The organism is Clostridium lapidicellarium (assembly GCF_041224415.1).
GTDB classification, from domain to species: Bacteria; Bacillota; Clostridia; order Clostridiales; family Clostridiaceae; genus Clostridium_B; species Clostridium_B lapidicellarium.
In genome coordinates, this window is record NZ_JBGFFE010000013.1 from 51,480 (window position 1) to 75,459 (window position 23,980).

Consider the following 23,980-nt stretch of genomic DNA (forward strand, 5'->3'; position numbering starts at 1 on the left):
GAAGGGAGTGAATTGATAAAAATGTCTTCTTTGATTATCAGAGTTTATGGTATTGTCCAGGGTGTGGGTTTCCGGCCGTTTATAAGCAGAATTGCCGATCGGTTCGGCATCAAGGGAGGTGTGGCCAACAAGGGATCTTATGTTGAAGTGCATGCACAGGGGACGGACAAAGCACTCCATGCGTTTTTGGAGGCACTGCAAAATGAATCCCCGGAGAGATCGGCAATTTTGAAGATAGATGTGAACAAGACTGATGAAAAGGCTGCGGAGAGCTTTAAAATCGTTGAAAGTGAAAAAGAATCAGGGGATATTTTCATTTCACCGGACATTGCCACATGCGATAAGTGCAAGCGGGAGCTTTTTGACAGAAATAACCGGCGTTACCTGCACCCGTTTATCAATTGCACTGCCTGCGGCCCGAGACTTACTATCCTCGATTCAATGCCATACGACCGTGTCCGCACGAGTATGGGAGAATTTCCGATGTGCCCCGCCTGTGAATATGAATACACCCATGCCGAAACCAGAAGGTACGATGCTCAGCCGGTTTGCTGCAATGACTGCGGTCCTCAGGTGTATCTGCTTGGTCGCTTGGAGCGTGGTGCAGATGCAATTACTTATACAAGACGTGCCATAATGGATGGAAAAATTGCAGCGGTAAAGGGAATTGGCGGTTTTCATCTCTGCTGTGACGCATCAAATAAAAAGGCCGTTGATCGTCTGCGCACCTTAAAAAACAGACCGATGAAGCCATTTGCGGTTATGCTGCGTGATCTGGACACGGTAAAACGCGAGTGTGTGATTCTCCCTGGACAGGAGAAAATACTGGATGGCCCCCAAAAGCCAATTATTCTTTTAAAAAAAAGGCTGGTTAGCTGTCTTTGCACTCAGATTGCTCCCGACAACCCGATGGTTGGAGTTATGCTGCCTTATGCACCGATACAGATGCTTCTCTTTGATTATGATGACGATGTGCAAATGACGGACTGTCTGGTAATGACAAGCGGAAATGTATCAGGTGCACCGATCTGTAGAAACGACGAGGATGTCTTGCATGAGATCTCCGGATTCTGCGATGTGGTTTTGTCGCACGATCGAAAAATCCGTATGAGGGTCGACGACTCCGTTATGGATTTTTTACAGGGAAAACCCTATATGATCCGGAGGTCGCGCGGATACGCACCACTGCCATTTATGCTCTCCGGTGATTTTCATGGACAGGTTCTTGGCATCGGCGGCGAACTGAAAAATACATTCTGCATCGGAAAAAATAGACTGTTTTATCCGTCCCCCTATGTTGGGGATATGGTGGATATACGCACCGTCTGTGCTCTGCGCGAATCTATTGAAAGGATGGAAACGCTGCTTGAAGCAAAGCCGCAGATCGTAGCGTGTGATATGCATCCTAGATACAACACAACGGCCGTTGCAGAAGAACTTGGCCTGCCAGTTATGAAGATACAGCATCATTATGCTCATATTGTTTCATGTATGGCGGAAAATGATTATGCAGACGATGTGATTGGAGTTTCTTTCGATGGTACTGGCTATGGGACCGACGGAACCATCTGGGGAGGCGAGTTTTTAAAGTCGTCTTATGGAGAATTCGAACGGCTTGGCAGTATCCGCCCGTTTTTACAGATCGGCGGTGATGCCTCGGCGCGGGAGGGCTGGCGTATTGCTGTCTCGATGATTTATGCCCTGTATCGAGATAAAGCTACCGATGTTATATCCGCACTTGGTTTGTGCAGCCAGAATATGATGCATGTGCAGATGACTATGGTGGATAAGAAGATCAATAGTGTCGTTTCAACCAGCGCCGGACGGCTTTTCGATGCGGTCAGTGCGATTCTCGGCGTGAGGAAGGTCTCGACGTTTGAGGGCGAGGCGTCAATGGCTCTCCAGTTTGCCGCCGAGACTTACTGCGAACGGCATCCGGATATCTCGAAAAAAGTTTTTGGTGCGGCCGATCGAATACTGGTTTCCGGGAAAAATAGGTTTGTACTTTGTACGGATGAGCTGGTGAAATATCTGACAGATTCAGTGCTTTCGGGCGGAGACACCCAAGAACTCGCCTATATTTTTCATGACGTCCTCGCGGAAATGATTGCGGCGGGCTGTGAAAAGGCCAGAACTGTAACAGGGCTCGATGTGTGTGCGCTCAGCGGCGGGGTTTTTCAGAACCGGCTCCTCACTGAAATGTGTGCCTCACGGTTGAGGAAACGTGGGTTTACTGTGCTGCTTCACAGTCTTATCCCTCCGAATGACGGAGGAATTTCACTTGGTCAGGCAGTTGCTGCCATGTATCGTTTGAATCAATAGACTATATATTAATTGGAGGTATGAATTATGTGTGTAGGAATATCAGCAAAGGTTGTCAACATCGATGAAGGTACGGCGGTTATTGATATGTCCGGGGCCAAAAGGAAGGTATCGGTAGACCTGATCGAGGATCTCGATCCCGGCGATTATGTTATGGTCCATGCAGGAATGGCTATTGCCAAAATTACCGACAGCGATGCTGATGAAACCAATAAAATTATGGAGACACTTTAATGGGAAATCAGAATATATCCGCAAGGGAAATTATTGAATCTTATGATGGACGGCACATTCGCATTATGGAAGTATGCGGCACGCATACCCATGAAATTTTCAGGCTGGGTATCCGGAAAATCCTGCCCGAGGCTGTTGAATTGATCTCCGGTCCCGGATGTCCGGTCTGTGTTACGCCGGTCAGCTTTATCGACGAGGCTGTCATGCTCGCACTCGATCATGGCACTGTCATCTGTACTTTTGGCGACTTAATCCGTGTTCCCGGATCAAAGATGAGTCTGGCCGGAGCCAGGCCGAAGGGTGCGGCGATTAAGATGGTATATTCTCCGCTTGATGCCATTGAATATGCGGAGAAAAACCCAGATAAAAATATTGTTTTTCTAGCGGTGGGATTTGAAACCACGGTGCCGGCGGCGTGTCTCGCTGTCAAAAAGGCCAAAATGGCTGGCCTCAAAAATTTCACTATCCTAGGTGCCAACAAAACTATGCCGAACGCTTACAAGGCGCTGAAGGACAGTGCTGATGCATTTCTCTATCCAGGGCATGTCAATGCTATTTCCGGAACATACGTCTGTGAACAGCTTGTTAAAAAGGGAATCTCCGGCGTTGTGACGGGATTTACCGCAAGCGAGCTGCTCACCGCACTTGCTGTCGTGATCAGGTTGACACAAGGTGGAAAGCCATTTTTCCGGAACTGTTATCCAAGAGTCGTAAAGCCCGAAGGCAATGTACTTGCTCAGAATCTTATAAATGAAGTCATGGAGCCATGTGACGCCGAATGGCGGGGACTTGGGATGATAAAGGGTTCCGGGCTCAAGCTCCGGACGGTATACAGCGATTTTGACGCGAGACTTCGGTTCAGCCTACCGAAGGTTACTGGCAGGAGCAACCCTGCATGCCGCTGCGGTGATGTGCTTCAGGGAAAATGCAGGCCGCCGGACTGCAAAATGTTCGGAACTGGCTGTACACCGCAGCATCCGGTGGGTGCTTGCATGGTGTCCAACGAGGGTGCATGTTCAGCCTATTATCAGTATGGAGGAGATTTCAATGTATAAAACAGTTATGTTAGCTCATGGTGCGGGCGGAAAGCAGACGTCGGAGCTGATTGATCAGGTATTCAAAGCTCATTTTTCTAATCCGGACCTGACTGCGGATGATGCAGCGGTCCTATCAATTGCGGGGGGGAAGATTGCTTTTACTACGGACGGTTTTATTGTTTCTCCCTATGAGTTCCCGGGCGGAAACATCGGAAAACTCAGCATATGCGGGACAGTCAACGATTTGTCCTGCATGGGTGCAAAACCGCTTTATCTATCCTGTGCTTTTGTGATTGAAGAGGGATTTCCCATGGAAAAACTGGAACAGATTGCAGCAGCTATGGAAAAGACGGCAAAGGAAGCCGGCGTAAGGATTGTGGCTGGTGATACCAAGGTGACAGGAAAAGGTCAGGTGGACAATATTTTTATTACCACTACTGGAATCGGTCAGATAATGGCAGGTGCAAATACTTCCGGAAAGCTGGCCCGTCCAGGTGACGCCGTTATAGTGACCGGCGATGTCGGGCGGCACGGCTGTGCGGTTCTGCTTGCCAGAAATGAGTTTGGTATTGATGCAGATATCACGAGTGATTGTGCACCGCTGTGGGATACGGTTAAACAAATGTTCAATACCACCAAAAATATTCACGTTATCCGTGACGCCACACGGGGCGGTGTCGGTACGGTACTGTATGAAATTGCAGGACAGAGCGGTGTTGGAATCTGTCTGGATGCCGAAAAGATCCCGGTGGCCGGAGAGGTATCCGGCATCTGCAGTATGCTCGGACTGGAACCTCTGTATCTGGCCTGTGAAGGCAGGCTTATAGTATTTACACCAAAGGAAGAAGCTCAGTCGGTCATAAAAACACTTCACGAATGCCCTTATTCAAGAAATGCCGCAGTCATAGGTGAGGTTACCTCTGACATGCCCGGCAAGGTGATTATGAAAACTGCAATTGGCTCACAGACGCTTCTTCCCCAGCCGGGTGGAGAACTATTGCCTCGCATTTGCTGACATAATATAAAATAATGAATTTCAACAAATAAATCTAAAAAGTCATACCGTCCGACTAGGTAAAAGTTTTTTGAGCTTAAAGTGTAAATGCTAATCTATTAATTCGACTATAATTTACACTTTAAGTTTTTGTTGAAAATTTGTTGATAGAATGATTATAATGATTTCATATTTAATTATGAATTAATCATTATATACTATAAATAAAAAAATATAGAGTTGCTGGGGGAGCTTTTGCTGTAAAAATAACAGAAAAAGGTAATAAAATCTTTTTTCAAGTGTTTAATAAAACAAAAGTTAAGATATATTGGGAAATAATATTATACTTATTTTTATATTGATTGGATTAGGATTTATAATAAGCAGAGCTTTACATCTCAGGAAGTAATGGTATCGACTATTTATAGTGCTGGTACACTTACATCAGTCATATACATAGCTAGAATTTTATTTCCTGTTTAAGATTAGGGGCTTATAAAATGGAAACAAGAAGAAAAATTTCAAAAGTCAGAATATGTGAATTTTACTAATCCAGATGTAATTGATTATTGATAATTGAACTGATAAGTCAAATGGTCCTTATTTTGAAGATATTTTTGTTGGGACATCATGAGCAATTATAGCCTTTTTTATTTAAGGGCAAATTTTCATCGGTTACGTATATATGCTATGGAATAACTAGAAGAAGTGTATAACTTTCTGTTATAGTTAAATTCAAAAAATTTTTAGTATCTAGTTTTTCAAGTATGTTTTTTTGATATTCAAGGCGGAGCTCTCCATCGCTGGGTGATATTCTGCAACTTAACCCTAGATTCAATTCTTTGGATTTTTTGTAGATGTGAGTGAAAAGCTGAGAGCTTGTTTCAAACGGGCAGGAAGTGAGTATTGTGTCTATTACCATTTTCTTCTATGATTAGCATACCTACGAGTTCTGTTGTTTCGTACACCGTAGTGAGAAGCCGCACAGCCATTTTATTTTCTTCCAATAACTCGCCATAGGACTTTAAAGTCTTAAATACCTGTGATTTATTTAGCTTGAAGTTGAAGTCAAATATTATTTCCATGTTAATTTACCTTCATTTATATAAGATCAGTTTTGATAATACTAAGTTATATTTGCCTGCTTTGAAATCAATGTTGATTAAAAAAAGAAAAGACCCTAGCAGTTTATTCTGCTAAGTGGCCTTTATTTATGATAATTCTATTGTTTTTTGTTATAGTTAATTAAACAACCTGATAATATAATATTAATTTCATTATCCGTAAGCTTGTGGATATTCAGTGTAAATTTTTCAATTTTGTCTCTCACAATATAGGCATCTAATTTTTGACATTTTTTTAAAAGCGTTTTTCTTATATTAGGTATGAAAATAAAATCATTACACCTAAACTTGGGATCATCTTCTATCGTAAATGGTATCATACCCCAATTAATTAAGTTTGAACGATATCTTTTTGTAGCGTATTCTTTTGCAATGTTTGCATATCCACCAAGAACTTTTTGACAGCTGGCAGCATATTCACGGGCAGATCCATCACCTGGCTTAACAGCATAGATAAGACTTCCGAATCCAGTATTTTTTAGATTTATATTTTTATAAATTTCTGTGACTCTTGTGAAAGCGTCTTTCAAATCATTGTTTTCAGTAAAAGGTAAATTTCCGATAATTCTGGCTTTTTCTGCATTTTGAATTTTTTTAGCTCTGCCAACATACTCTGGATCTCTGCGTATTAAAGTAAATTCTGCAAGTTTCGATGGATTAGAACGGTATGATGATGTATCTCCTGAAGGTATTAGTTCATCGGTGCTTGTAACCGGATCTTCAATAAACGATGCCACTTTTAGAATTAAATTATCCGGTAATTCAGTCATTTCTGGCCAATCTGAAATATTTGGACCTATTATTATTTTTTGATTTTCATCAACTTTACCATATCCATAATAGACACGACTATCATATATTCCTCTATCAAAATAATATTTGGGTACATTATAATCTATATCTAAATCTGTTGCAGATGTCAGTACACCATCATTGATAGCTGTAGCTGCAATTGAGCGAGCATCCATTAGTGCAGTTGCAGCTATCTGACCATTACCCGGTTTTGAACCTTCACGGTTTGGAAAATTTCTTGTCACATGTCTTATAGTTAATGTATTATTAGCTGGAATATCAGCTACACCAATGCATGAACCACAAAAGGCAGTTTTAAATAGTGCACCTGCTGCTATTATTTTAGCTGCTGTACCATTTCTTATTAAACTTAAATATATAGGCTGACTTGCTGGGTAAATGCTAAGTGAAAAATTTCCGTTACCTAAATGATGACCGTCTAAAATGCTAGCTACGGCGCAGATGTTTTCATATGTACCGCCAGCACATCCAGCTACAGAACCTTGCTGAACATACAGTTTGTTGTTTCTCACTTTATCTTTTAATGTAAATTTTGTACTTCCGCTGTCTATTAGCTTAACGGCATCTTTTTCCACTTTATCTAAGACATCATAAAGATTTTGATTGACTTCATCAATAGTGTATACATTGCTTGGATGAAAAGGCATAGCTATCATTGACTTTATTTTTGAAAGATCCAGATATATAAGTCCGTCATAATATGCAATATTTCCAGGATTTAGCTCTTTATAGTCTCCTTCTCTTCCATGAATTTCAAAATATTCTTTGACTCTATTATCAGTTTTCCAGATAGTACTTAAACAGGCACTTTCAGTTGTCATTATGTCTATACCATTTCTAAAATCTACTGATAAATTTTTAATTCCCGGTCCTACAAATTCCATTATCTTATTTTTTACGAATCCATTTTTAAATACTGCACCAATTATTGCTAGGGCAATGTCCTGTGGGCCGATGCCATTTTCAGGTTTCCCTGTTAAATAGACGCCTATAATTTTAGGATATGCTATATCATAGGTTTTGCATAATAATTGCTTAACCAATTCACCGGCACCTTCACCTATTGATATAGCACCTAGAGCACCACCTCGGGTGTGACTGTCAGCACCTAAAATCATTTTTCCGCTTGCAGCTATTTTTTCCTTCATAAATTGGTGTATAACTGATATATTTGGTGGAACATAGATTCCACCATATTTTTTTGCAGCAGATAGTGCAAAAACGTGGTCATCTTCATTAATAGTTCCTCCGACTGCACAGAGACTATTATGACAGCTTGTGAGAACGAAAGGGATTGGAAATTTTGTAACGCCGCTGGCACGTGCTGTTTGGAGAACTCCCATATAAGTCATGTCGTGGGCGGCCATAGCATCAAATTTTATTTTTAAATTTTTGCTGTCTCCAGAATGATTGTGTTCCTGAAGAATTGGATAGGCAATTGTATTCTTTTTTGCCATTTCTCTTGATATGTTTTTGTTACCCAATTGTGATTGAAGCTTTTTTAAACTTTCAGCATCATCAGGATAAATTTTATCTCCATTTAAAAGAAACGCACCTTCATTTAGTAATTTTATCATGAATATCATCTCCCATTTTTATTTGTCAAAACAGATTTACTTGTTTATAAATACTTAATGAAAATATTTTTATTGCCTTCTCTTACAATTTAACATTTTTTTTGTAATAATCAAAATATTAATATATTATATATTTATAATATCAATTTATGAGTGGGGTGTGTTAATTTGGATATTAAGGATATAAAATATGTGGCGACAGTAGCCCAAACTAGAAATTTTTCAATGGCTGCAAAACTTTTATATATAAGTCAGCCAGCTTTAAGTCAATATATCCATAGACTTGAAAATGAACTGGGAATTGTTTTATTTAAAAGAACTAAATCTAAAGTATCATTATCTGAATTTGGGGAACTGTTTTTAAAAAATGGGATACCGATTTTGGAAGATGTTCAGAATTTGGAATGCAAAATGAAGGAGTTGTCCACTTTAAAGAGATCTAATTTAAAAGTTGGAATGTCTCAATTTTATGGTAAATATCTACTACCTGTTATTTTACCTATATTCAATAAATTATATCCATATGTAAAGATAAAGGTAGTTGAAGATGTTTCTTCAATTTTGGAAAAAAAGATAATATCTGATCAAGTTGATCTAGCTATAATTCCACTGCCATTATCTTCTTTTAAAGTGAAATATGATTTAATATTTAAGGAAAAGATAAAATTTGCAGTTTGTTCGAGCAACATTGTAGTCAAAAAATTTTTGAATACAATTACTGAAGACGATTTTATCGATTTATCAATTTTTAAAGATGAACCTTTTATTGCACTTAAAAGTGGTTTTAAAATGAGAAATGTATTGGAATCAATTTGTGAAGAATTTAATTTTAGACCCAATGTAGTTTTGGAAACTGAAAATTTAGATACAGTTAATTCTTTAGTTAGTCGGAATTGTGGGGTATCTATTTTACCAGACATAATTTCAAAATATAATAATGTGAAATATTTTAATGTGAATAGCAGTTTTTCCTCACGTCCAATATGTGTTGCCTATAAATACAATAAATATATTTCTAAAGAATCTCGTGATTTTATATCAATATTGAAGAAATATTATTTATGATAAATAAGAAAATTTGGAAAAGCATAAAAATTCGTATTTATAAAATACGGTTTTTTATGCTTTTTTTGTTTAAAATAGCTAATTATAAGTTGATGTTATAGAGATATTATATATTAATATTTTTACTATTCTAACAAAAATGATAAGGTATTTATAAACAATCAATGAATTTGTCAAAAAAGGAGGGATAATTAGAGACAATCATAATAACGTTTGCATAATATAATAATTTTATTTTAATTTAGGAGGTTTGTAAAATGAAATATGCTTATGTAGGATGCAGAACTACAAGAGAAAGAAATGCAAGAGGAGAGGGTATAAAGGTATTTAAAATTGATGGAAAATCTAAGGAGTGGAAAGAAATACAGACATTAAAAATATTAGAAAATCCGTCGTATTTAGCATTTGACAATAATAAGGAATATTTGTATACGGTTCACGGAGATCTCAGTGATGTCAGCTCATTTAAAATAAAAGACGACGGCACATTAGAACATTTGAATACCGTATCCACCCATGGTAAGAATCCGGTTTATTTGTCAGTTGATGATACAAATCAGTATATCGTAGTGGCAACATTGCAGGGAGGATCTGTTTTAACTTATAAAAGACAAAAAAATGGTATGCTGAGTGAAGCAATTGATATAGTAAGGTTGCAGGGAAAAACAGAAGATAAGGTTTCTTTTGCACATCAATGTATATTCGACAATAAGAAAAAATATGTATTTGTTCCAACTCAGGGAAGAATACAGGGATATGGACAGATAATAGTTTTTGAATTGGATAAGCAAAATGGAAAGCTCATTGAAAAATGTAAACTGAGATCAAGAGAATTTGCAGAGCCAAGGCATGTTGCAGTTGACCAGAACAATAGATATCTATATTTGCTGAATGAAAAAGACAGTACTATAACTTTTCATTATTTTGATGATAGCAATGGTAAATTGGAGTCTAAACAAATTGTTTCAACCTTACCGGAACGTACACAGGCCCAGGACAAGCAAGTGAAGTGATGGTTCATAAATCAAATAAATTTTTATATGCTTCAAACAGAATCCATAATAGCATTGCCATATTTTCTATAGATCCCAATACTGGATATATAAAAAATATAGGATTTGAATCAACTTTGGGAAAAACACCCAGATTTTTTACTTTTGATGAAGAAGGCAAGTACCTGTATGTTGCAAATGAGGATAGTGATAGCATAGTGGTTTTTGAAGTAAATCAGAAAAATGGACTATTAAAGTATACAGGTCAGAAAATAGAAACGGGAAGTCCTGTTTGTATTTTATTTTCGTAGTTAATACAAAATTTAGAGGGGGATATTCACATGAACTTGGCTTTGTTATCACTTATAGCATTAATTGCGGCAATTGTAGTAGGTTTTTATAAAAAAATAAATATAGGTATATTGTCAATCGGAGTGGCTTTAGTAATGGGACGAATAGCGGGAATTTCCGATAAAGCTATAATAAAAGGATTTGATGCGTCCCTGTTCATGACTTTGCTGGGAGTAACTTTTTTATTTAGCATTATAAATGAGAATAAAGCGCTGTTGATTGGTGCAAAAAAAATTGTCAGATTAATTGGAAAAAGGACTTGGCTTTTACCCATATTGATGTATGCAATAGGATATGCAATATGTGCTGCTGGCCCGGGTGCAATTCCATCTTTAGCATTGATGCCTGCATTTGCAATACCGCTGGCTAAAGAAATGGGATTCGATCCCTTGATGTTGTGCCTCATAGCCGATTGCGGGGTTTTCTCAGGCAGAATGAATTCGATAACACCAGAAGGTGTTTTAATTACGGGAATTTTGGAAAAACAAAAAATAAGCGGTTTTATGCTGCATTTAAATATAGGTATGACTGTTACAGCCATTATACTAAGTATAATTATATATGTATATTACAAAGGGTATAGAGTTATAGCATCAAAAAATGTCGATAAAAATTCTACAGTCAAATTCAGTAAACAGCAAGTAGTATCATTATTTGGCTTGTTGGCTATGGTTATAATGGTAATGTTTTTTAAGTTTAATCCTGGCCTGGCGGCATTTCTCATAGGTATAATTTTACTTATGCTTGGTGTTGCTGACGAGAGGAAGAGTATAAAGGGGATACCCTGGGGGGTCCTGCTTTTAGTAACTGGAGTGGGAGTACTGATGCAGATTTCAATATCGCTGGGAGGAATAAAATTATTATCCCATGCTCTTGCTTCTATAATGAATAAATACACGGCAGGTGCGATAATGGGAGTTACAGCAGGAACTATGTCATGGTTTGTTTCTGGATTGGGTGTTGTTTTTCCGACATTGATGCCGACAGTAGGAGGTATTGCCCATCTAGTTGGCAATGGAGTGTCTATAAATGAACTTGTTTCTGCTATTGGTATAGCTGCAACTATAACTGTAGGGCCGACAACAACTACTGGAAGTCTGATAATGGCTACAATTATGACAGAAGGGGGAAGCAAAGGAGAAGAAAATAAAATCTTTATACGACTTTGGGCATGGACTCTAGTGGCTTTGGCACTGGTATCTATATTGGCTATTTTAGGTGTTTATAGAATATTATAAATTAAATACTTTAATTTTATGAAATAAAAATCAATATGACACGTTGTATCAGTTTTAAAAAAGCTACTGTCAAGTAGCTTTTTGCATATGAACTATTATTCCTTTTAGTTATGGATATTGATAAAATTATGCTATTATACTTTGCTAAATTTAAGATATATAATGAAGTTGTGTAAATGATTAGGGAGGTTTTAGTATGTATATGAAAAAGTATCCATGTGTATATATGCGTGGTGGAACAAGCAAAGCTGTCTTCTTTCATGAAAAGGATTTACCGAAAGATAAAGCTTTATGGAATGAAATTTTTTTAAAAGTAATGGGTACGCCAGATATAAAACAAATTGATGGTATGGGGGGGACAGTATCATCAACAAGTAAGGTTGCAGTAATATCGCCTTCGAATCACCAGGGTGTTGATGTGGATTATAACTTTTTTCAAGTAGATATTGTTATCCCAAGAGTAGATAATAGTGCTAATTGCGGAAATATTTCTTCTGCGGTAGGTCCGTTTGCTATTGATGAGGGGTTGGTAGAAGCTGTAGAGCCGATTACGGTAGTTAGGGTGTTAAACACAAATACAAATAAAATCATTGAAGAACATGTAAGAGTAAAAAATGGAAAAGCTATGGTTCATGGTGATGAAATTATAAAAGGTGTTCCTGGAACAGGTTCTAGAATTGATATGTATTTTGAGAAGCCGGCTGGAGCAGTAACAGAAAAATTATTTCCTACGGGAAGCAAAAGGGATATGTTGAATATTCCGGGATATGATCCTATAGAGGTAACGATTATTGATTGTGCAAATCCTGTTGTATTTTTTAAAGCAGAGGATATAGGTATTAAAGGTACAGAACTTGTTGAATTAAATAGTAATAAGGATATTATGGAGCATATTGAACGCATTAGAAGTATATCTGCCCAGAAAATTGGTTTTGTACAAAATTGGGAAGATGCAAGAAAAACGTCTACATCAATTCCTAAGGTTTCTATTATATCAAAGCCGCAGAATTATGTGGATATGGATGGAAATATAGTAAAAGCTGGGGATATGGATATTTGCTGCAGAGCAGTTTCAGTTGGTAAAATACATAAAGCTTATCCAATGACAGTTGCTATTGCGACTGGCTCAGCTGTTAAAATTAAAGGAACTATTGTTAATAATTTAATTAATCCAAAGGAAGATCAAAATATTATTGCAATTGGTCACTCAAGTGGCATTACTAAAGTAGATATGAAGATAGATGGAGAGGAAGTAATAAAAGGTGGTGTAACTAGAACTGCTAGAAGAATTATGGATGGTTATGTATATGTAAGAGATTAAGAAAAGAGGAATCAATTATGATTAAATTACATAAAGGAAAAACGTATGTTATTAATAATGAAAGAATTGGGAAAATTAATGAGAAAGTTGATATAACTCCCAATGAAGCAACAAAAAATACTATGACTTATGGTATTTTAAAAAGGCATAATACTTCTGGGGATATGAAAAATCTACAATTAAGGTTTGATTCAATGGGCGTTTATGATAATACATATGTAGGTATTTTACAAACTGCTATAGCAAGTGGATTGAAGAGATTTCCTATGCCATGTGTATTTACTAACTGTCATAATTGTTTAGGTGCTGTTGGTGGCACTATTAACGCTGACGTACATAAATACGCCTTAACAGCATGCCAAAAATATGGTGGTATTTATGTTCCGCCACATCAAGCTGTTATTCATCAATATATGAGGGAAATGATAGTTGAATCAGGAGGTATGTCAATTGTCTCTGATTCTCATACAAGATATGGAACACAGGGTTCGTTGTCAATTGGAGAAGGTGGCCCAGAGTTAGTAAAGCAGATGATTGGTCAGGGATATGCTCTGAGTTATCCGAAAGTAATTGCTGTATTTTTTAAAGGGAAACCTAAACCATATGTGGGACCAATGGATGTTGCACTAAATATAATTAAAATGGTATTTAAGAATGGATTCGTTAAAAATAAGGTATTAGAATTTGTTGGACCTGGCGTAGAAAAATTGTCTATGGATTTTAGAAATGGTATTGATACTATGACTACAGAAAGTGCCTGCCTTTCTTCAATTTGGACGACGGATGAAAAGGTTCAGGAATATTTTAACATTCATGGAAGACCAGAAGCATATAAGAAAATTAATCCTGGTAATGTTGCTTTATACGATGGGGTCATAGAAGTAGATCTGGATAAAATTGCTCCATCGATAGCATTACCTTTTCATCCAAGTAATGTTTATGCTATTGATGATGTAATCGAAAATTCAAATGAAATTTTTGCAGAAGTTGAAAAGAAAGCAAGAAGGGTATTTGAAAATAATAATATTAAATTTGATTTGATGGATAAAATTACTAAGAATGGAGTTAAGGTTGATCAGGGTGTTGTTGCAGGATGCTGCTCAGGCTCTTTCGAAAATATATATTTGATGAGTAAAATTGCTGAAAGCTCACCAAGGAGATTAGGTGATTTTGGACTTAATATTTATCCTGCTAGTCAGCCGATTATGTATCAATTAAATAAATTAGGTATTTTGAATAGCTTAATTGAAAAAGGTGCTAGAATAAAAACAGCTTTTTGCGGTCCGTGTTTTGGTGCAGGAGATACTCCGGGTAATAATGACTTTAGTATTAGACATACTACGAGAAATTTTCCCAACAGAGAGGGTTCGAATCCAGCTGCTGGTCAAATTGCATCAGTTGCACTTATGGATGCACGTTCTATTGCAGCAACAGCATTCAATGGTGGCATTTTAACGTCAGCGAGGAATTCCCAATTAAATGTAGAAATTCCAAAATATGAGTTTAGTGATAAAATATATAAAAATGTTGTATATAACGGATTCGGAAATCCCAAGCCAAAAGTGGAAATGATTTATGGTCCCGACATCAAGGATTGGCCAAGAATGGAAACATTAACAGATAACTTATTACTTAAGGTTGCAAGTGTAATTAGAGATGAAGTTACAACAACAGATGAATTAATTCCATCGTGAGAAACTGCTTCTTATAGATCAAACCCATATAAAATTTCGGAATTTACATTAATTAGAAAGGATCCAAATTATGTTGGAAAAGCAAAAGCTGTTCAAGCTTATGAAAAAGCAAGAATTGCAAATAAAACAGAAAATACTACAGAGTATTATAAGATATTAAAAGTACTTGGTAATAAAACTCCTGTAAAAGAATTGATAAAAACAACAGGTATTGGTTCTGTTCTTTATGCAAAGCGTCCAGGAGATGGCTCTGCTCGTGAATATGCTGCGAGTTGTCAAAAAGTATTGGGGGGACTTGCTAACATATGTATTGAGTATTCTACAAAACGTTATAGAAGTAATTGTATTAATTGGGGCATAATCCCATTTACTTATGCTGATGATAACATTGATTTGATGGTAGATGATTATATTTATTTGCCGAATATAAGAAAGTTAATAGCAGAAGGTGTTGATAAAGTAGAAGGTTTCATTATAAGAAACAATGAAAAGAGAAGTATAATTCTTAAACTAGAAAATGTGTCAAAAGCAGAAAGAGAAATTTTACTTGCAGGAAGTTTAATTAATTTTTATAAGAACAAACTTCAATCATAAAGGACGTGAAACTATGAATGATTTACGCAAATTAGCTGAGTTTATTAGCAATCTGAGATGGGAGGATCTACCTGAGCCAGTTGTAAAAGCAGCTAAGCTCTGTGTACTAGACATAATAGGAGTAGCTGTTGGTGCAAGAGATGATAAATTAGTGAATAGTATTGCTAAATCCTATAAAATGAGAACAAAAGCTGAGGATTGCAGTGTGTGGGGAAAGTCGGAAAAATTTTCGCTTTCCACAGTTGCAATGATAAATGCTATGTTTGCACATACTTTAGAATTAGATGATGTACACACTGCATCAAAGGCTCATATCGGGGCTAGTGTAATTCCAGCAGCTTGGTCTACAGCTGAATATTTAGGATGTACAGGAAAAGAGTTTCTATTAGCAGTAGTTTGCGGTTACGAAACTGCAGCTAGAATAGGGATGGCATTAGGGGCATCTAGCCACAGGAATAAAGGATGGCATGCAACATCAACTTGTGGAGTATTTGGTTGTGCTGCAGCTTGTGCTAAATTGCTTAAATTAGATCAAAAAGAAACAATATCTACTTTAGGGATGGCAGGAACTCAGGCATGTGGATTGTGGGCTTTTCTTGGTGATGGAGCAAATTGTAAGATTTTACATGTTGGTAGAGCTGCTTCAAATGGTTTAGAATCTGCATTTTTAGCAAAAGCAGGTATGACGGGTCCAGAACATATTTTGGATGCAAAAGATGGAGGGCTGCTTGCGGCTATGTCTGATGAATATGATGTAACTAAGGTCTCCCAAGGATTGGGTGAAAAATATGAGATTTTATCATTAGATAATAAACCATATCCGTGTTGTAGAAGTTCACATTGTGCAATTGATAGTGCCTTAAAAATACGAGAAGAACACGGTATAGGATATGAGGAGATTGAAAAAATACAAGTAGGGACATATCTTGTGGGTTATAAGCAGTGTGCAGTTAGCAAAGGCTGTTTGAACCCTAAGATACCGTTAGATGCAAAATTTTCTACTCTGTATGCAGTAGCTGTTGCATTTTTATATGGAAAAGTTACTATGGATGAATTTAAGCAGGATATAATTGATAAGCCTAAGGTTCAAGAATTGCTTCATAAAGTTATAGTCAAAGAAGATAAAAGATTTACTGAACTTTATCCTGAACATTGGGGTTGTGAAATGCATGTTCGTTGCAAAGATGGCAGAACTTTTAAAACTATTATAAAAGACCCTTCTGGAAGTATTTATAATCCGTTGACAACGAATCAAGTTATAGAAAAAGCAGAAATTATCATGCAAAAACATTATTCTGAAAATAAAGAAAAAATAATTGATAGAATCTTAAAATTAGAAGAATATACAAAAATGCCAAAGCTTTGAGAACAAACTTGTACTCTGAGATTTACAAAATGCTAGTTTATTGTTTTAAGCAATAATAGAGATATGTTTATAAACGATAGAGGGTTTAATTTAGGGGATGTTATAAATAGGCTTAAGTTGAGGTGGGGAATTAACATATGCAATTTTAAAAAAATAGAAATGAGGTATATTAAATGATCATGCAGATTGTGTCTCTTATATTTTTAATAGGGGCAATTATACTAGGTGTTGTAAAAAAAATAAATGTTGGTATAGTATGTTTAGGTCTTGCTCTAATTCTTGCTATGATTGGCGGGGTAAATACTAAAATTATATTTAACGGCTTTCCAACCAAATTGTTTATAACTTTGCTTGGAACAATGTATTTATTTAGTATGCTACAAGAAAATAAGACTTTGGAACTTTTATCTAAAAAAATTATTTTGTTGGTTGGAAAACGTACTTTTTTTATTCCAATAATTATGTATGTAGTTTCTTATGTACTTTCTGCTGCAGGACCTGGTGCAATTTCAGTACAAGCAGTCACTATCATATTTGCGGTGTCACTTGCTGTAGAAATGAATGTATCAGCAATTATGATGGGTACACTTGCTTTTTTAGGCTCAGTAGGTGGTACTGCTTCGCCAATAGCACTTACAGGTATAATTGTAGGAGATTTGCTGTCAGCCCAAAAAATTACTGGCATTCATGAAATTCAGGTGAAAGTTTTTTTAGGAGTTACTCTTGTAAATTTGATTTGTGCAGTGATCGTATACATAGTATTTAAAGGTTATAAAATTAATTCAGATATGCAGGTTTCAGTGGACAAAGTTCCTAAATTTAATACAAAGCAAAAAATCAGTTTAATAGGTCTGATAACATTGGCCGTTTTGGTTATAGGGTTTCAACTTGATGTTGGTTTGATATCGTTTTTAATTGCTGTTATTTTGACAATTTTTAAGGTCTCGGATGAAAAAATGGCAATGAAATTAGTGCCATGGAGTGTACTTATCCTGGTTTGCGGTGTTGGTGTTCTAATGGCTGTTACTCAATCCATGGGGGGTATTACTTTACTGGCAAAAATTCTTGCATCTTTTATGAATGGTTTTACTGCAGCTCCAATTATTGGTTTGACAGCAGGAATTATGACATGGTTTAGCTCAGCAAATGGGGTTGTTATGCCGACATTGATACCAACTGTTCCTAAACTTGTTATGAGTATAGGTGGTAGTGCAAATATTGTAGAAATGGTAAGTGCTATTGTGTCATGTTCAACGCTTTCTGGCATAAGTCCTCTTTCTACGGCAGGCTGTCTTTTAATGGCTGGATATACACAAGATACTGGGGCAAATGAAAAAGAACAGCAGTCACTTTTTATAAAATTGTTTATTCTCTGTGTTTCTTTGCTTTTATTTGCTGCTGCTCTAACATTAGTTGGTATATTTAAACCTTTTATTTAAAGTAAGGATTATAAAGAGAGGAGATTTGAGATGATAACGTATGCGTATGTAGGATGTAGAACTACTAAGGAACGAAATGCAAGAGGTTTGGGAATTGAAATCTATCATATTGATGATGAAACAGGAAAATGGGAGCATTTGTATACTATAGGTGATTTGATAAATCCATCTTATCTATCATTTGATAATGAAAAAGAGTTTCTTTACACAGTACATGGAGATTTTAGTGAAGTAAGTTCTTTTTCGGTAGATCATTTAACGGGAAATTTAACCTTTTTAAATAGAGTTAGTACAGGAGGAATTAATCCAGTATTTCTCACGCCAGATAAAACCAATAGTTATATGATTGTTGCAAACCTGCAAACAGGTACAGTTGTTTCCTTGCCGCGGAATGAAGATGGTAGTCTTGGAAATGTGAAAGATAAGTTTATAATTACTGGAGAAAAAGAAGGCGATGTTTCTCACCCACATCAAACTATGTTTGATAATACACAAAAGTATCTCTTAGTACCAGCCCAAGGAAGGCATGCGGGTATAAGTAAGACCACAGTTCTTTCATTTGATTCAAATAGTGGATCTTTTTCGGAAAAATATATTCTTCAGACTAGGGAATTGGCTGAGGCGCGGCATGTGGCATTTCATCCTAATAATCGGTTCTTGTACTTAGTAAATGAGAAAGATAATACAGTTTGTTTTCATATTTTTGATGAGCAAACGGGTATAATGGAACCAAAACAGATATTGTCTACTCTACCTGAAACTTATACAGGGAATGGTCAGGCTAGTGGTATTGTTGTAAGTCATGATGGTAAGTATCTTTATGTATCAAATCGAAAACATGATAGTATTGCTATTTATAAAATTAATACACGGACAGGTATGCTCAAAAGTATAGGCTGGTCCTCCACTTTAGGCAATACACCACGATTTATTACAATTGATCCAACTGGACAGATTTTATATGTCGCAAATGAAGACAGTGATACAATAATCCCTTTTAGTATTCAGCCAGACGGCAGGCTTATACATACTGGTCAAATTATTGAGACAGGCAGCCCGGTTTGCATTATTTTTTCTTAAGAGATTAATAGTTAATAAAAAATATTTCTAAATTTATGATTGGCAATATGTGAGGAGTGAATAAAATGATTAAACTTTACAATAAGGGTGTTTATCTTGTTAATAATAAAATTGTTTCCTGTGAAGAAGGTGATAAAAAAGTCAAGTCGATCCTAGGCAAACGTTATATAAACAAAGAAGAAGCTAGGAAGCACACTATAGCTTATTCTATTTTACAAAATCATAATAAATCCCGGGACAAGAAAAGACTTGAGATTAAATTTGATGCTTTGACTTCACATGACATCACATATGTGGGAATTATACAGACAGCACGTGCCAGCGGGCTTGAAAAATTCCTGATACCGTATGTGCTTACCAATTGCCACAATAGCTTGTGTGCTGTTGGAGGGACAATTAACGAGGATGATCACTTGTTTGGCCTGTCTGCTGCAAAGAAATATGGAGCAATTTATGTTCCGCCCCATCTGGCGGTTATCCACCAGTACATGCGTGAGATGATGGCAGGCTGCGGTAAGATGATACTGGGCTCGGACAGCCACACCCGTTATGGAGCACTTGGTACATTGGCCATAGGTGAAGGCGGAAGAGAACTTGTCAAGCAGCTGCTGTCACAGACATATGATATATCTTATCCTGAAGTCATAGGAATTTATTTAACTGGAAAACCTCAGAAGGGCATAGGACCGCAGGATGTCGCCCTGTCTATAATCGGAAAGGTATTTAAGAATGGTTTTGTTAAAAATAAGGTGATGGAATTTGTGGGACCCGGCGTGGAAAACTTGTCGGTGGAATACAGAAACGGCATTGATGTAATGACTACTGAAACCACATGTCTCAGTTCGATATGGAGGACTGACAGCAAAGTCCGTGACTACTTTGAACTGCATGGAAGGAAAGAGGATTATAAAGAGATGAATCCTGGAGATATTGCATATTATGATGGAATGATATGTGCAGATCTTTCAGAAATAAAATCCATGATAGCCATGCCTTTTCACCCCAGTAATGTGTACACTATTGAAGAATTCAATGCAAACCTTTATGATATACTGGACAAGGTAGAGAAAGACGCATGGAAGAGGATGTCAAACAAAAACCTTAAATTTTCATTGAAGGAAAAGGTAAGAAATAACAGGCTGTATGTGGAACAGGGATGTATAGCTGGATGTGCGGGAGGCAACTATGAAAATGTCTGTGAAGCTGCCAGTATATTGAAGGGCAAATCAATTGGGGATGATGAATTTACATTGAGTGTCTATCCGTCAAGTCAGCCTGTATATTATAGTTTAAGTCAAAACGGGATTGCCGCAGAGCTGATGCAGGCAGGGGCAATAGTCAAGACAGCTTTCTGCGGACCGTGTTTTGGAGGAGGTGATACTCCCGCCAATAATTCTCTCAGCATAAGACATACGACAAGAAATTTTCCAAACCGTGAAGGTTCAAGGCCCAATGAAGGACAGCTTTCCTATGTGGCACTTATGGATGCACGTTCAATAGCGGCTACAGCCGTTAACAGGGGATTTGTCACAGCAGCCACGGATATAGATGCAAATTACAATATACCTAAATATTATTTCAACAAGGCAATCTATGATAATCGTGTCTACAATGGAGTGGGAAAAGCAAACAGCGGCGAAGCCTTAAGGTTCGGTCCCAATATTAAAGACTGGCCTGAAATGGAAGCCATTACGGATGATGTGCTTTTGCAGGTGACATCTGTTTTATTGGATCCTGTGACCACGACAGATGAACTCATTCCATCGGGAGATACGTCAAGCTATCGTTCAAATCCCTATAAATTAGCTGAATTTACTCTTTTCAGAAAGGATCCGGGCTATGTAGGACGTTCAAAGAAAATCCAGGCTGCCGAAAAAAGAAGGATGGAAGGATTATCTCCGGAAGAGAATAATTCGGAACTGAAGTCAGTCTATGAAAAACTTTCAGCCCGTTTTAATGATTTCAATAAAGAAAATACACTGCTGGGAAGTACGATTTATGCCGTTAAGCCGGGAGATGGTTCTGCAAGGGAGCAGGCGGCAAGCTGCCAGAAAGTTCTTGGAGGATTTGCAAATATATCGAGAGAATATGCCACCAAGAGATATCGTTCGAACTTGATCAACTGGGGAATACTGCCTTTCATTATAAAAGAAGAAACGGAATTTAAATGTGGAGATTTTATATATTTTAAAGATATCACAAGCTCAATCAGGGAGAGAAAACCGGAAATCAAAGGATATCTTATAGGTGATGGGATAAAGGAAATATCCTTAAGCGTCGGCAGACTTACAGATAATGAAATTGAAATATTACTGTCTGGCTGCTTGATTAACTACAATAAGAATAAAATGAATAAATAATTATGGTACAGAACAAAATGAAAAAATTCTATTTCATTTTGTTCTGTACTTTTGTGTTTTACAGAATTGAGGACAGAATATTAAAAATTTTAAGGACTAATCCTGGTAGCTTTTTTCATTGTCCAATAAATATTGTATGAATAATTTGACTTGAGGCAATGAATAATATAATTTTTTATATAAGATATAGGTGCTGCGGGTGAAAGGAGTGCCGTCTGCAAAATATAGGCTTTTAATATACCCATTAAAGTTATTCAGACAAATTTTAGGGAGAATCGTCCACCCCAACCCTTCTTTAACAATATCCAAACAAGTTTCTATGTCATCAATCCAAAATTTTGTGTTTTCGATGGATAATCCGTTTTCTATAAGCCAGGTCTGTATTTTTGCCTGAAAAATACTGTCGACATGTCTTCCGATATATGTAAAAGAATCAAGAGGGCGGTTCATATTTTTATTATTGCATACGAAACATATTGGTTCTGTGTTCAATAATATTGATTCCTCATCCCATTTGTACTCCCCCCTCAAGACGGCTAGAGAGATCTCATCGTTTTCAAGTTTGTGATACAGATGTGTACTTTGATCGGTAACTATTTTGACATCAACATTTGGGAAAGCTTCTGTGTAGTTTTTTAAAACTTCAGGTAAACGATAATGGGAATAATTCAAAGAAATTCCAATATTTAAGGTTCCACCGACAAAATTATGGTTGGATTCTACCTGCTGGCGCATTAGATTCAAGGTGTTTGTTACATTTTTAATATAAGGTATTACACTTTCACCTAGAGGAGTAAATATAACACCCTTCTTAGAACGGATGATCAAATCAATACCCAAATCCCTTTCTATTTTTTTAATTCGTTTTGTTAATGCTGGCTGACTGATAAATAATTTCTCGGATGTTTTAGTAATGTTTTTTAATTTGTGCAAAGTTAAAATTATTTCGTAGTCCTTTTCATCCATAGTATCATTCCTTTTGGTTATGATTATCAATAAAATTATACTATTATACATTATTAAATTCAAGACATATAATGAAAATATAAGATATGCAATAGTGAATAAAAGCTGAAAATTAAATTTAAAAATTCATGAAATACACAAAAATGAAATAATCATTTTATAGTATCCGGATACTTAATTAGTAAAGTTTATTGAAAAGCGGAGGCAAGTTATTATGAAGAATGTAGATGCAGCTAAAGAGAAATTTGGCAAGCTTATTTTTTCTGAATTGGAAAGAATAGAAGATATTAAAGAACAGCAGGAATTTATAGATTTTAAAAAACTGGACAGGATTATTATAGGTATTGCACCAGGTGATGGTATTGGACCAATTATAATAAAACAGGCTAGACGAGTTTTGAATTTGCTTTTAAAAGATGCCATAAGATCAGGAAAAGTTGAATTGCGGGAAATAGAAGGGCTTACTATTGAGAACAGATCTGCGAAGATGCAGTCAGTTCCAGATGATGTCCTTGCTGAGATAAAAAAATGTCATGTTATATTAAAAGGACCTTCAACGACGCCTAGGGCAACGGATCCATGGCCTAACCTTCGAAGTGCCAATGCAACTTTAAGAAAAGAACTTGATTTGTTTGCAAACGTAAGACCTGTGTGCATACCGGAAAAGGGGATAGATTGGACTTTCTACAGGGAAAATATTGAAGGGGCGTACATATGGGGAAACAAGGGAATTCACGTTAATGATGATCTTGACATTGATTTTGTTGTGGAGACATCATTTGGTTCAGAAAGAATTGCGAGAGCAGCTTTTGAATTTGCAAAGAATAACGGTAAAACCAATGTTACAGTTGTAACGAAAGCCAATATCGTAAAGCTTACGGATGGGAATTTTATTAGTGCTTGTAAAAAAGTATCTAAAGATTATCCTGGAATAACCCTGGAAGAAAGATTTGTAGATGCGACAGCAGCAAAGTTGGCAGATCCAGAATTCAATCAAGGTCTTCAAGTGTTTGTTTTGCCCAATCTCTATGGTGATATTATTACAGATATTGCTGCAGAACTTCAAGGCGGACTTGGAACCGCCGGATCAGCTAATATAGGAACAAGATATGCTGTATTTGAAGCTATTCATGGTTCAGCACCATTTTTAATGAGTCATAACAGAGGTGAATATGCGGATCCAAGTAGTATTCTCAGGGCAACTGCCATGTTATTATCTTATATTGGATATAAGAAACAGTCGGAAAAGCTTACCAAAGCCTTAAATATTTGTGGTATAGAAGAAAGAAAGATTGTTATTACAAGTTTGAGGAAAGATGCGTCAACGGAGGAATATGGTGATTATGTTATTGAGACAATAGAAAAATTAGGGGATATTTAGTTTGAGGTACAGCAAGAGAGGAGGCACAGCCG

General features: G+C 36.6%; 17 protein-coding genes and 1 pseudogene. 15 read left to right on the top strand and 3 right to left on the bottom strand.

Annotated elements, in window-relative coordinates:
• Positions 1–21: 21 nt before the first annotated feature.
• From hypF to hypE, 4 genes are read left to right on the top strand one after another with little or no spacing between them, the layout of a single operon-like run.
• Complete coding sequence (gene hypF / locus AB8S09_RS09910; protein ID WP_369869061.1) at positions 22–2,322, top strand: carbamoyltransferase HypF; 2,301 nt, start codon at positions 22–24, stop codon at positions 2,320–2,322.
• A gap of 27 nt (positions 2,323–2,349) precedes the next feature.
• The gene (locus AB8S09_RS09915) at positions 2,350–2,556 is read left to right on the top strand and encodes a HypC/HybG/HupF family hydrogenase formation chaperone (protein WP_294180739.1); all 207 of its coding nucleotides are present in this window, start codon (positions 2,350–2,352) and stop codon (positions 2,554–2,556) included.
• Positions 2,556–3,611: a hydrogenase formation protein HypD gene (gene hypD, locus AB8S09_RS09920; protein WP_369869038.1), complete on the top strand. Its 1,056-nt coding sequence runs from the start codon at positions 2,556–2,558 to the stop codon at positions 3,609–3,611. Before AB8S09_RS09915 ends, hypD begins: the two co-directional genes overlap by 1 nt.
• Positions 3,604–4,608 (top strand): hydrogenase expression/formation protein HypE, encoded by a 1,005-nt coding sequence (hypE, locus tag AB8S09_RS09925; protein WP_369869039.1) that lies wholly within the window; start codon positions 3,604–3,606, stop codon positions 4,606–4,608. The genes hypD and hypE overlap by 8 nt, the downstream gene beginning before the upstream one ends.
• Before the next feature lie 667 nt (positions 4,609–5,275).
• On the opposite strand, the gene AB8S09_RS09930 is transcribed toward hypE, so the two are convergent.
• Positions 5,276–5,509 carry a hypothetical protein gene (locus AB8S09_RS09930; RefSeq protein WP_369869040.1) on the bottom strand — a complete coding sequence of 78 codons (234 nt, stop codon included), beginning with the start codon at positions 5,507–5,509 and terminating at the stop codon, positions 5,276–5,278.
• Positions 5,510–5,809: 300 nt separating this feature from the next.
• Positions 5,810–8,101, bottom strand: a complete 2,292-nt coding sequence (locus AB8S09_RS09935) for a hydratase (RefSeq protein WP_369869041.1) — start codon at positions 8,099–8,101, stop codon at positions 5,810–5,812.
• Between the two features lie 168 nt (positions 8,102–8,269).
• On the opposite strand from AB8S09_RS09935, the gene AB8S09_RS09940 reads away from it, so the two are divergent.
• From AB8S09_RS09940 to AB8S09_RS09985, 10 genes and pseudogenes are all read left to right on the top strand, one after another.
• Positions 8,270–9,166 carry a LysR family transcriptional regulator gene (locus AB8S09_RS09940; RefSeq protein WP_369869042.1) on the top strand — a complete coding sequence of 299 codons (897 nt, stop codon included), beginning with the start codon at positions 8,270–8,272 and terminating at the stop codon, positions 9,164–9,166.
• A gap of 257 nt (positions 9,167–9,423) precedes the next feature.
• Positions 9,424–10,469 (top strand): annotated as a pseudogene (locus AB8S09_RS09945) (lactonase family protein).
• A gap of 30 nt (positions 10,470–10,499) precedes the next feature.
• Positions 10,500–11,747 (top strand): SLC13 family permease, encoded by a 1,248-nt coding sequence (locus AB8S09_RS09950; RefSeq protein WP_369869043.1) that lies wholly within the window; start codon positions 10,500–10,502, stop codon positions 11,745–11,747.
• Between the two features lie 196 nt (positions 11,748–11,943).
• The gene (locus AB8S09_RS09955) at positions 11,944–13,068 is read left to right on the top strand and encodes a 2-methylaconitate cis-trans isomerase PrpF family protein (protein ID WP_369869044.1); all 1,125 of its coding nucleotides are present in this window, start codon (positions 11,944–11,946) and stop codon (positions 13,066–13,068) included.
• A 17-nt stretch (positions 13,069–13,085) separates the two neighbouring features.
• Positions 13,086–14,762 carry a hydratase gene (locus AB8S09_RS09960; protein ID WP_369869045.1) on the top strand — a complete coding sequence of 559 codons (1,677 nt, stop codon included), beginning with the start codon at positions 13,086–13,088 and terminating at the stop codon, positions 14,760–14,762.
• Positions 14,763–14,954: 192 nt separating this feature from the next.
• Positions 14,955–15,356 (top strand): hypothetical protein, encoded by a 402-nt coding sequence (locus AB8S09_RS09965; protein ID WP_369869046.1) that lies wholly within the window; start codon positions 14,955–14,957, stop codon positions 15,354–15,356.
• A gap of 13 nt (positions 15,357–15,369) precedes the next feature.
• Positions 15,370–16,722: an MmgE/PrpD family protein gene (locus AB8S09_RS09970; RefSeq protein WP_369869047.1), complete on the top strand. Its 1,353-nt coding sequence runs from the start codon at positions 15,370–15,372 to the stop codon at positions 16,720–16,722.
• A gap of 179 nt (positions 16,723–16,901) precedes the next feature.
• Positions 16,902–18,161, top strand: a complete 1,260-nt coding sequence (locus tag AB8S09_RS09975; protein WP_369869048.1) for an SLC13 family permease — start codon at positions 16,902–16,904, stop codon at positions 18,159–18,161.
• A 30-nt stretch (positions 18,162–18,191) separates the two neighbouring features.
• A complete protein-coding gene (locus tag AB8S09_RS09980) occupies positions 18,192–19,241 on the top strand; it encodes a lactonase family protein (RefSeq protein ID WP_369869049.1) in 1,050 nt (349 codons plus the stop codon).
• A 65-nt stretch (positions 19,242–19,306) separates the two neighbouring features.
• Positions 19,307–21,601, top strand: coding sequence for a hydratase (locus AB8S09_RS09985; protein ID WP_369869050.1), 2,295 nt, complete (start codon positions 19,307–19,309; stop codon positions 21,599–21,601).
• A gap of 96 nt (positions 21,602–21,697) precedes the next feature.
• Here AB8S09_RS09985 and AB8S09_RS09990 read toward each other — a convergent pair whose 3' ends face one another.
• On the bottom strand, positions 21,698–22,567 hold the full coding sequence (locus AB8S09_RS09990; RefSeq protein WP_369869051.1) for a LysR family transcriptional regulator: 870 nt from the start codon (positions 22,565–22,567) through the stop codon (positions 21,698–21,700).
• A gap of 214 nt (positions 22,568–22,781) precedes the next feature.
• Between AB8S09_RS09990 and AB8S09_RS09995 the strand changes: the two genes are divergently transcribed.
• On the top strand, positions 22,782–23,948 hold the full coding sequence (locus tag AB8S09_RS09995; protein ID WP_369869052.1) for an isocitrate/isopropylmalate family dehydrogenase: 1,167 nt from the start codon (positions 22,782–22,784) through the stop codon (positions 23,946–23,948).
• Positions 23,949–23,980 lie beyond the last annotated feature (32 nt).

What these genes read in the sequence shown, in the direction of transcription:
- hypF (WP_369869061.1), top strand. Translation starts at nt 22, where the DNA reads ATGTCTTCTTTGATTATCAGAGTTTATGGTATTGTCCAGGGTGTGGGT.
- AB8S09_RS09915 (WP_294180739.1), top strand. Translation starts at nt 2,350, where the DNA reads ATGTGTGTAGGAATATCAGCAAAGGTTGTCAACATCGATGAAGGTACG.
- hypD (WP_369869038.1), top strand. Translation starts at nt 2,556, where the DNA reads ATGGGAAATCAGAATATATCCGCAAGGGAAATTATTGAATCTTATGAT.
- hypE (WP_369869039.1), top strand. Translation starts at nt 3,604, where the DNA reads ATGTATAAAACAGTTATGTTAGCTCATGGTGCGGGCGGAAAGCAGACG.
- AB8S09_RS09930 (WP_369869040.1), bottom strand. Translation starts at nt 5,509, where the DNA reads ATGGTAATAGACACAATACTCACTTCCTGCCCGTTTGAAACAAGCTCT.
- AB8S09_RS09935 (WP_369869041.1), bottom strand. Translation starts at nt 8,101, where the DNA reads ATGATAAAATTACTAAATGAAGGTGCGTTTCTTTTAAATGGAGATAAA.
- AB8S09_RS09950 (WP_369869043.1), top strand. Translation starts at nt 10,500, where the DNA reads ATGAACTTGGCTTTGTTATCACTTATAGCATTAATTGCGGCAATTGTA.
- AB8S09_RS09955 (WP_369869044.1), top strand. Translation starts at nt 11,944, where the DNA reads ATGTATATGAAAAAGTATCCATGTGTATATATGCGTGGTGGAACAAGC.
- AB8S09_RS09960 (WP_369869045.1), top strand. Translation starts at nt 13,086, where the DNA reads ATGATTAAATTACATAAAGGAAAAACGTATGTTATTAATAATGAAAGA.
- AB8S09_RS09970 (WP_369869047.1), top strand. Translation starts at nt 15,370, where the DNA reads ATGAATGATTTACGCAAATTAGCTGAGTTTATTAGCAATCTGAGATGG.
- AB8S09_RS09975 (WP_369869048.1), top strand. Translation starts at nt 16,902, where the DNA reads ATGCAGATTGTGTCTCTTATATTTTTAATAGGGGCAATTATACTAGGT.
- AB8S09_RS09980 (WP_369869049.1), top strand. Translation starts at nt 18,192, where the DNA reads ATGATAACGTATGCGTATGTAGGATGTAGAACTACTAAGGAACGAAAT.
- AB8S09_RS09985 (WP_369869050.1), top strand. Translation starts at nt 19,307, where the DNA reads ATGATTAAACTTTACAATAAGGGTGTTTATCTTGTTAATAATAAAATT.
- AB8S09_RS09990 (WP_369869051.1), bottom strand. Translation starts at nt 22,567, where the DNA reads ATGGATGAAAAGGACTACGAAATAATTTTAACTTTGCACAAATTAAAA.
- AB8S09_RS09995 (WP_369869052.1), top strand. Translation starts at nt 22,782, where the DNA reads ATGAAGAATGTAGATGCAGCTAAAGAGAAATTTGGCAAGCTTATTTTT.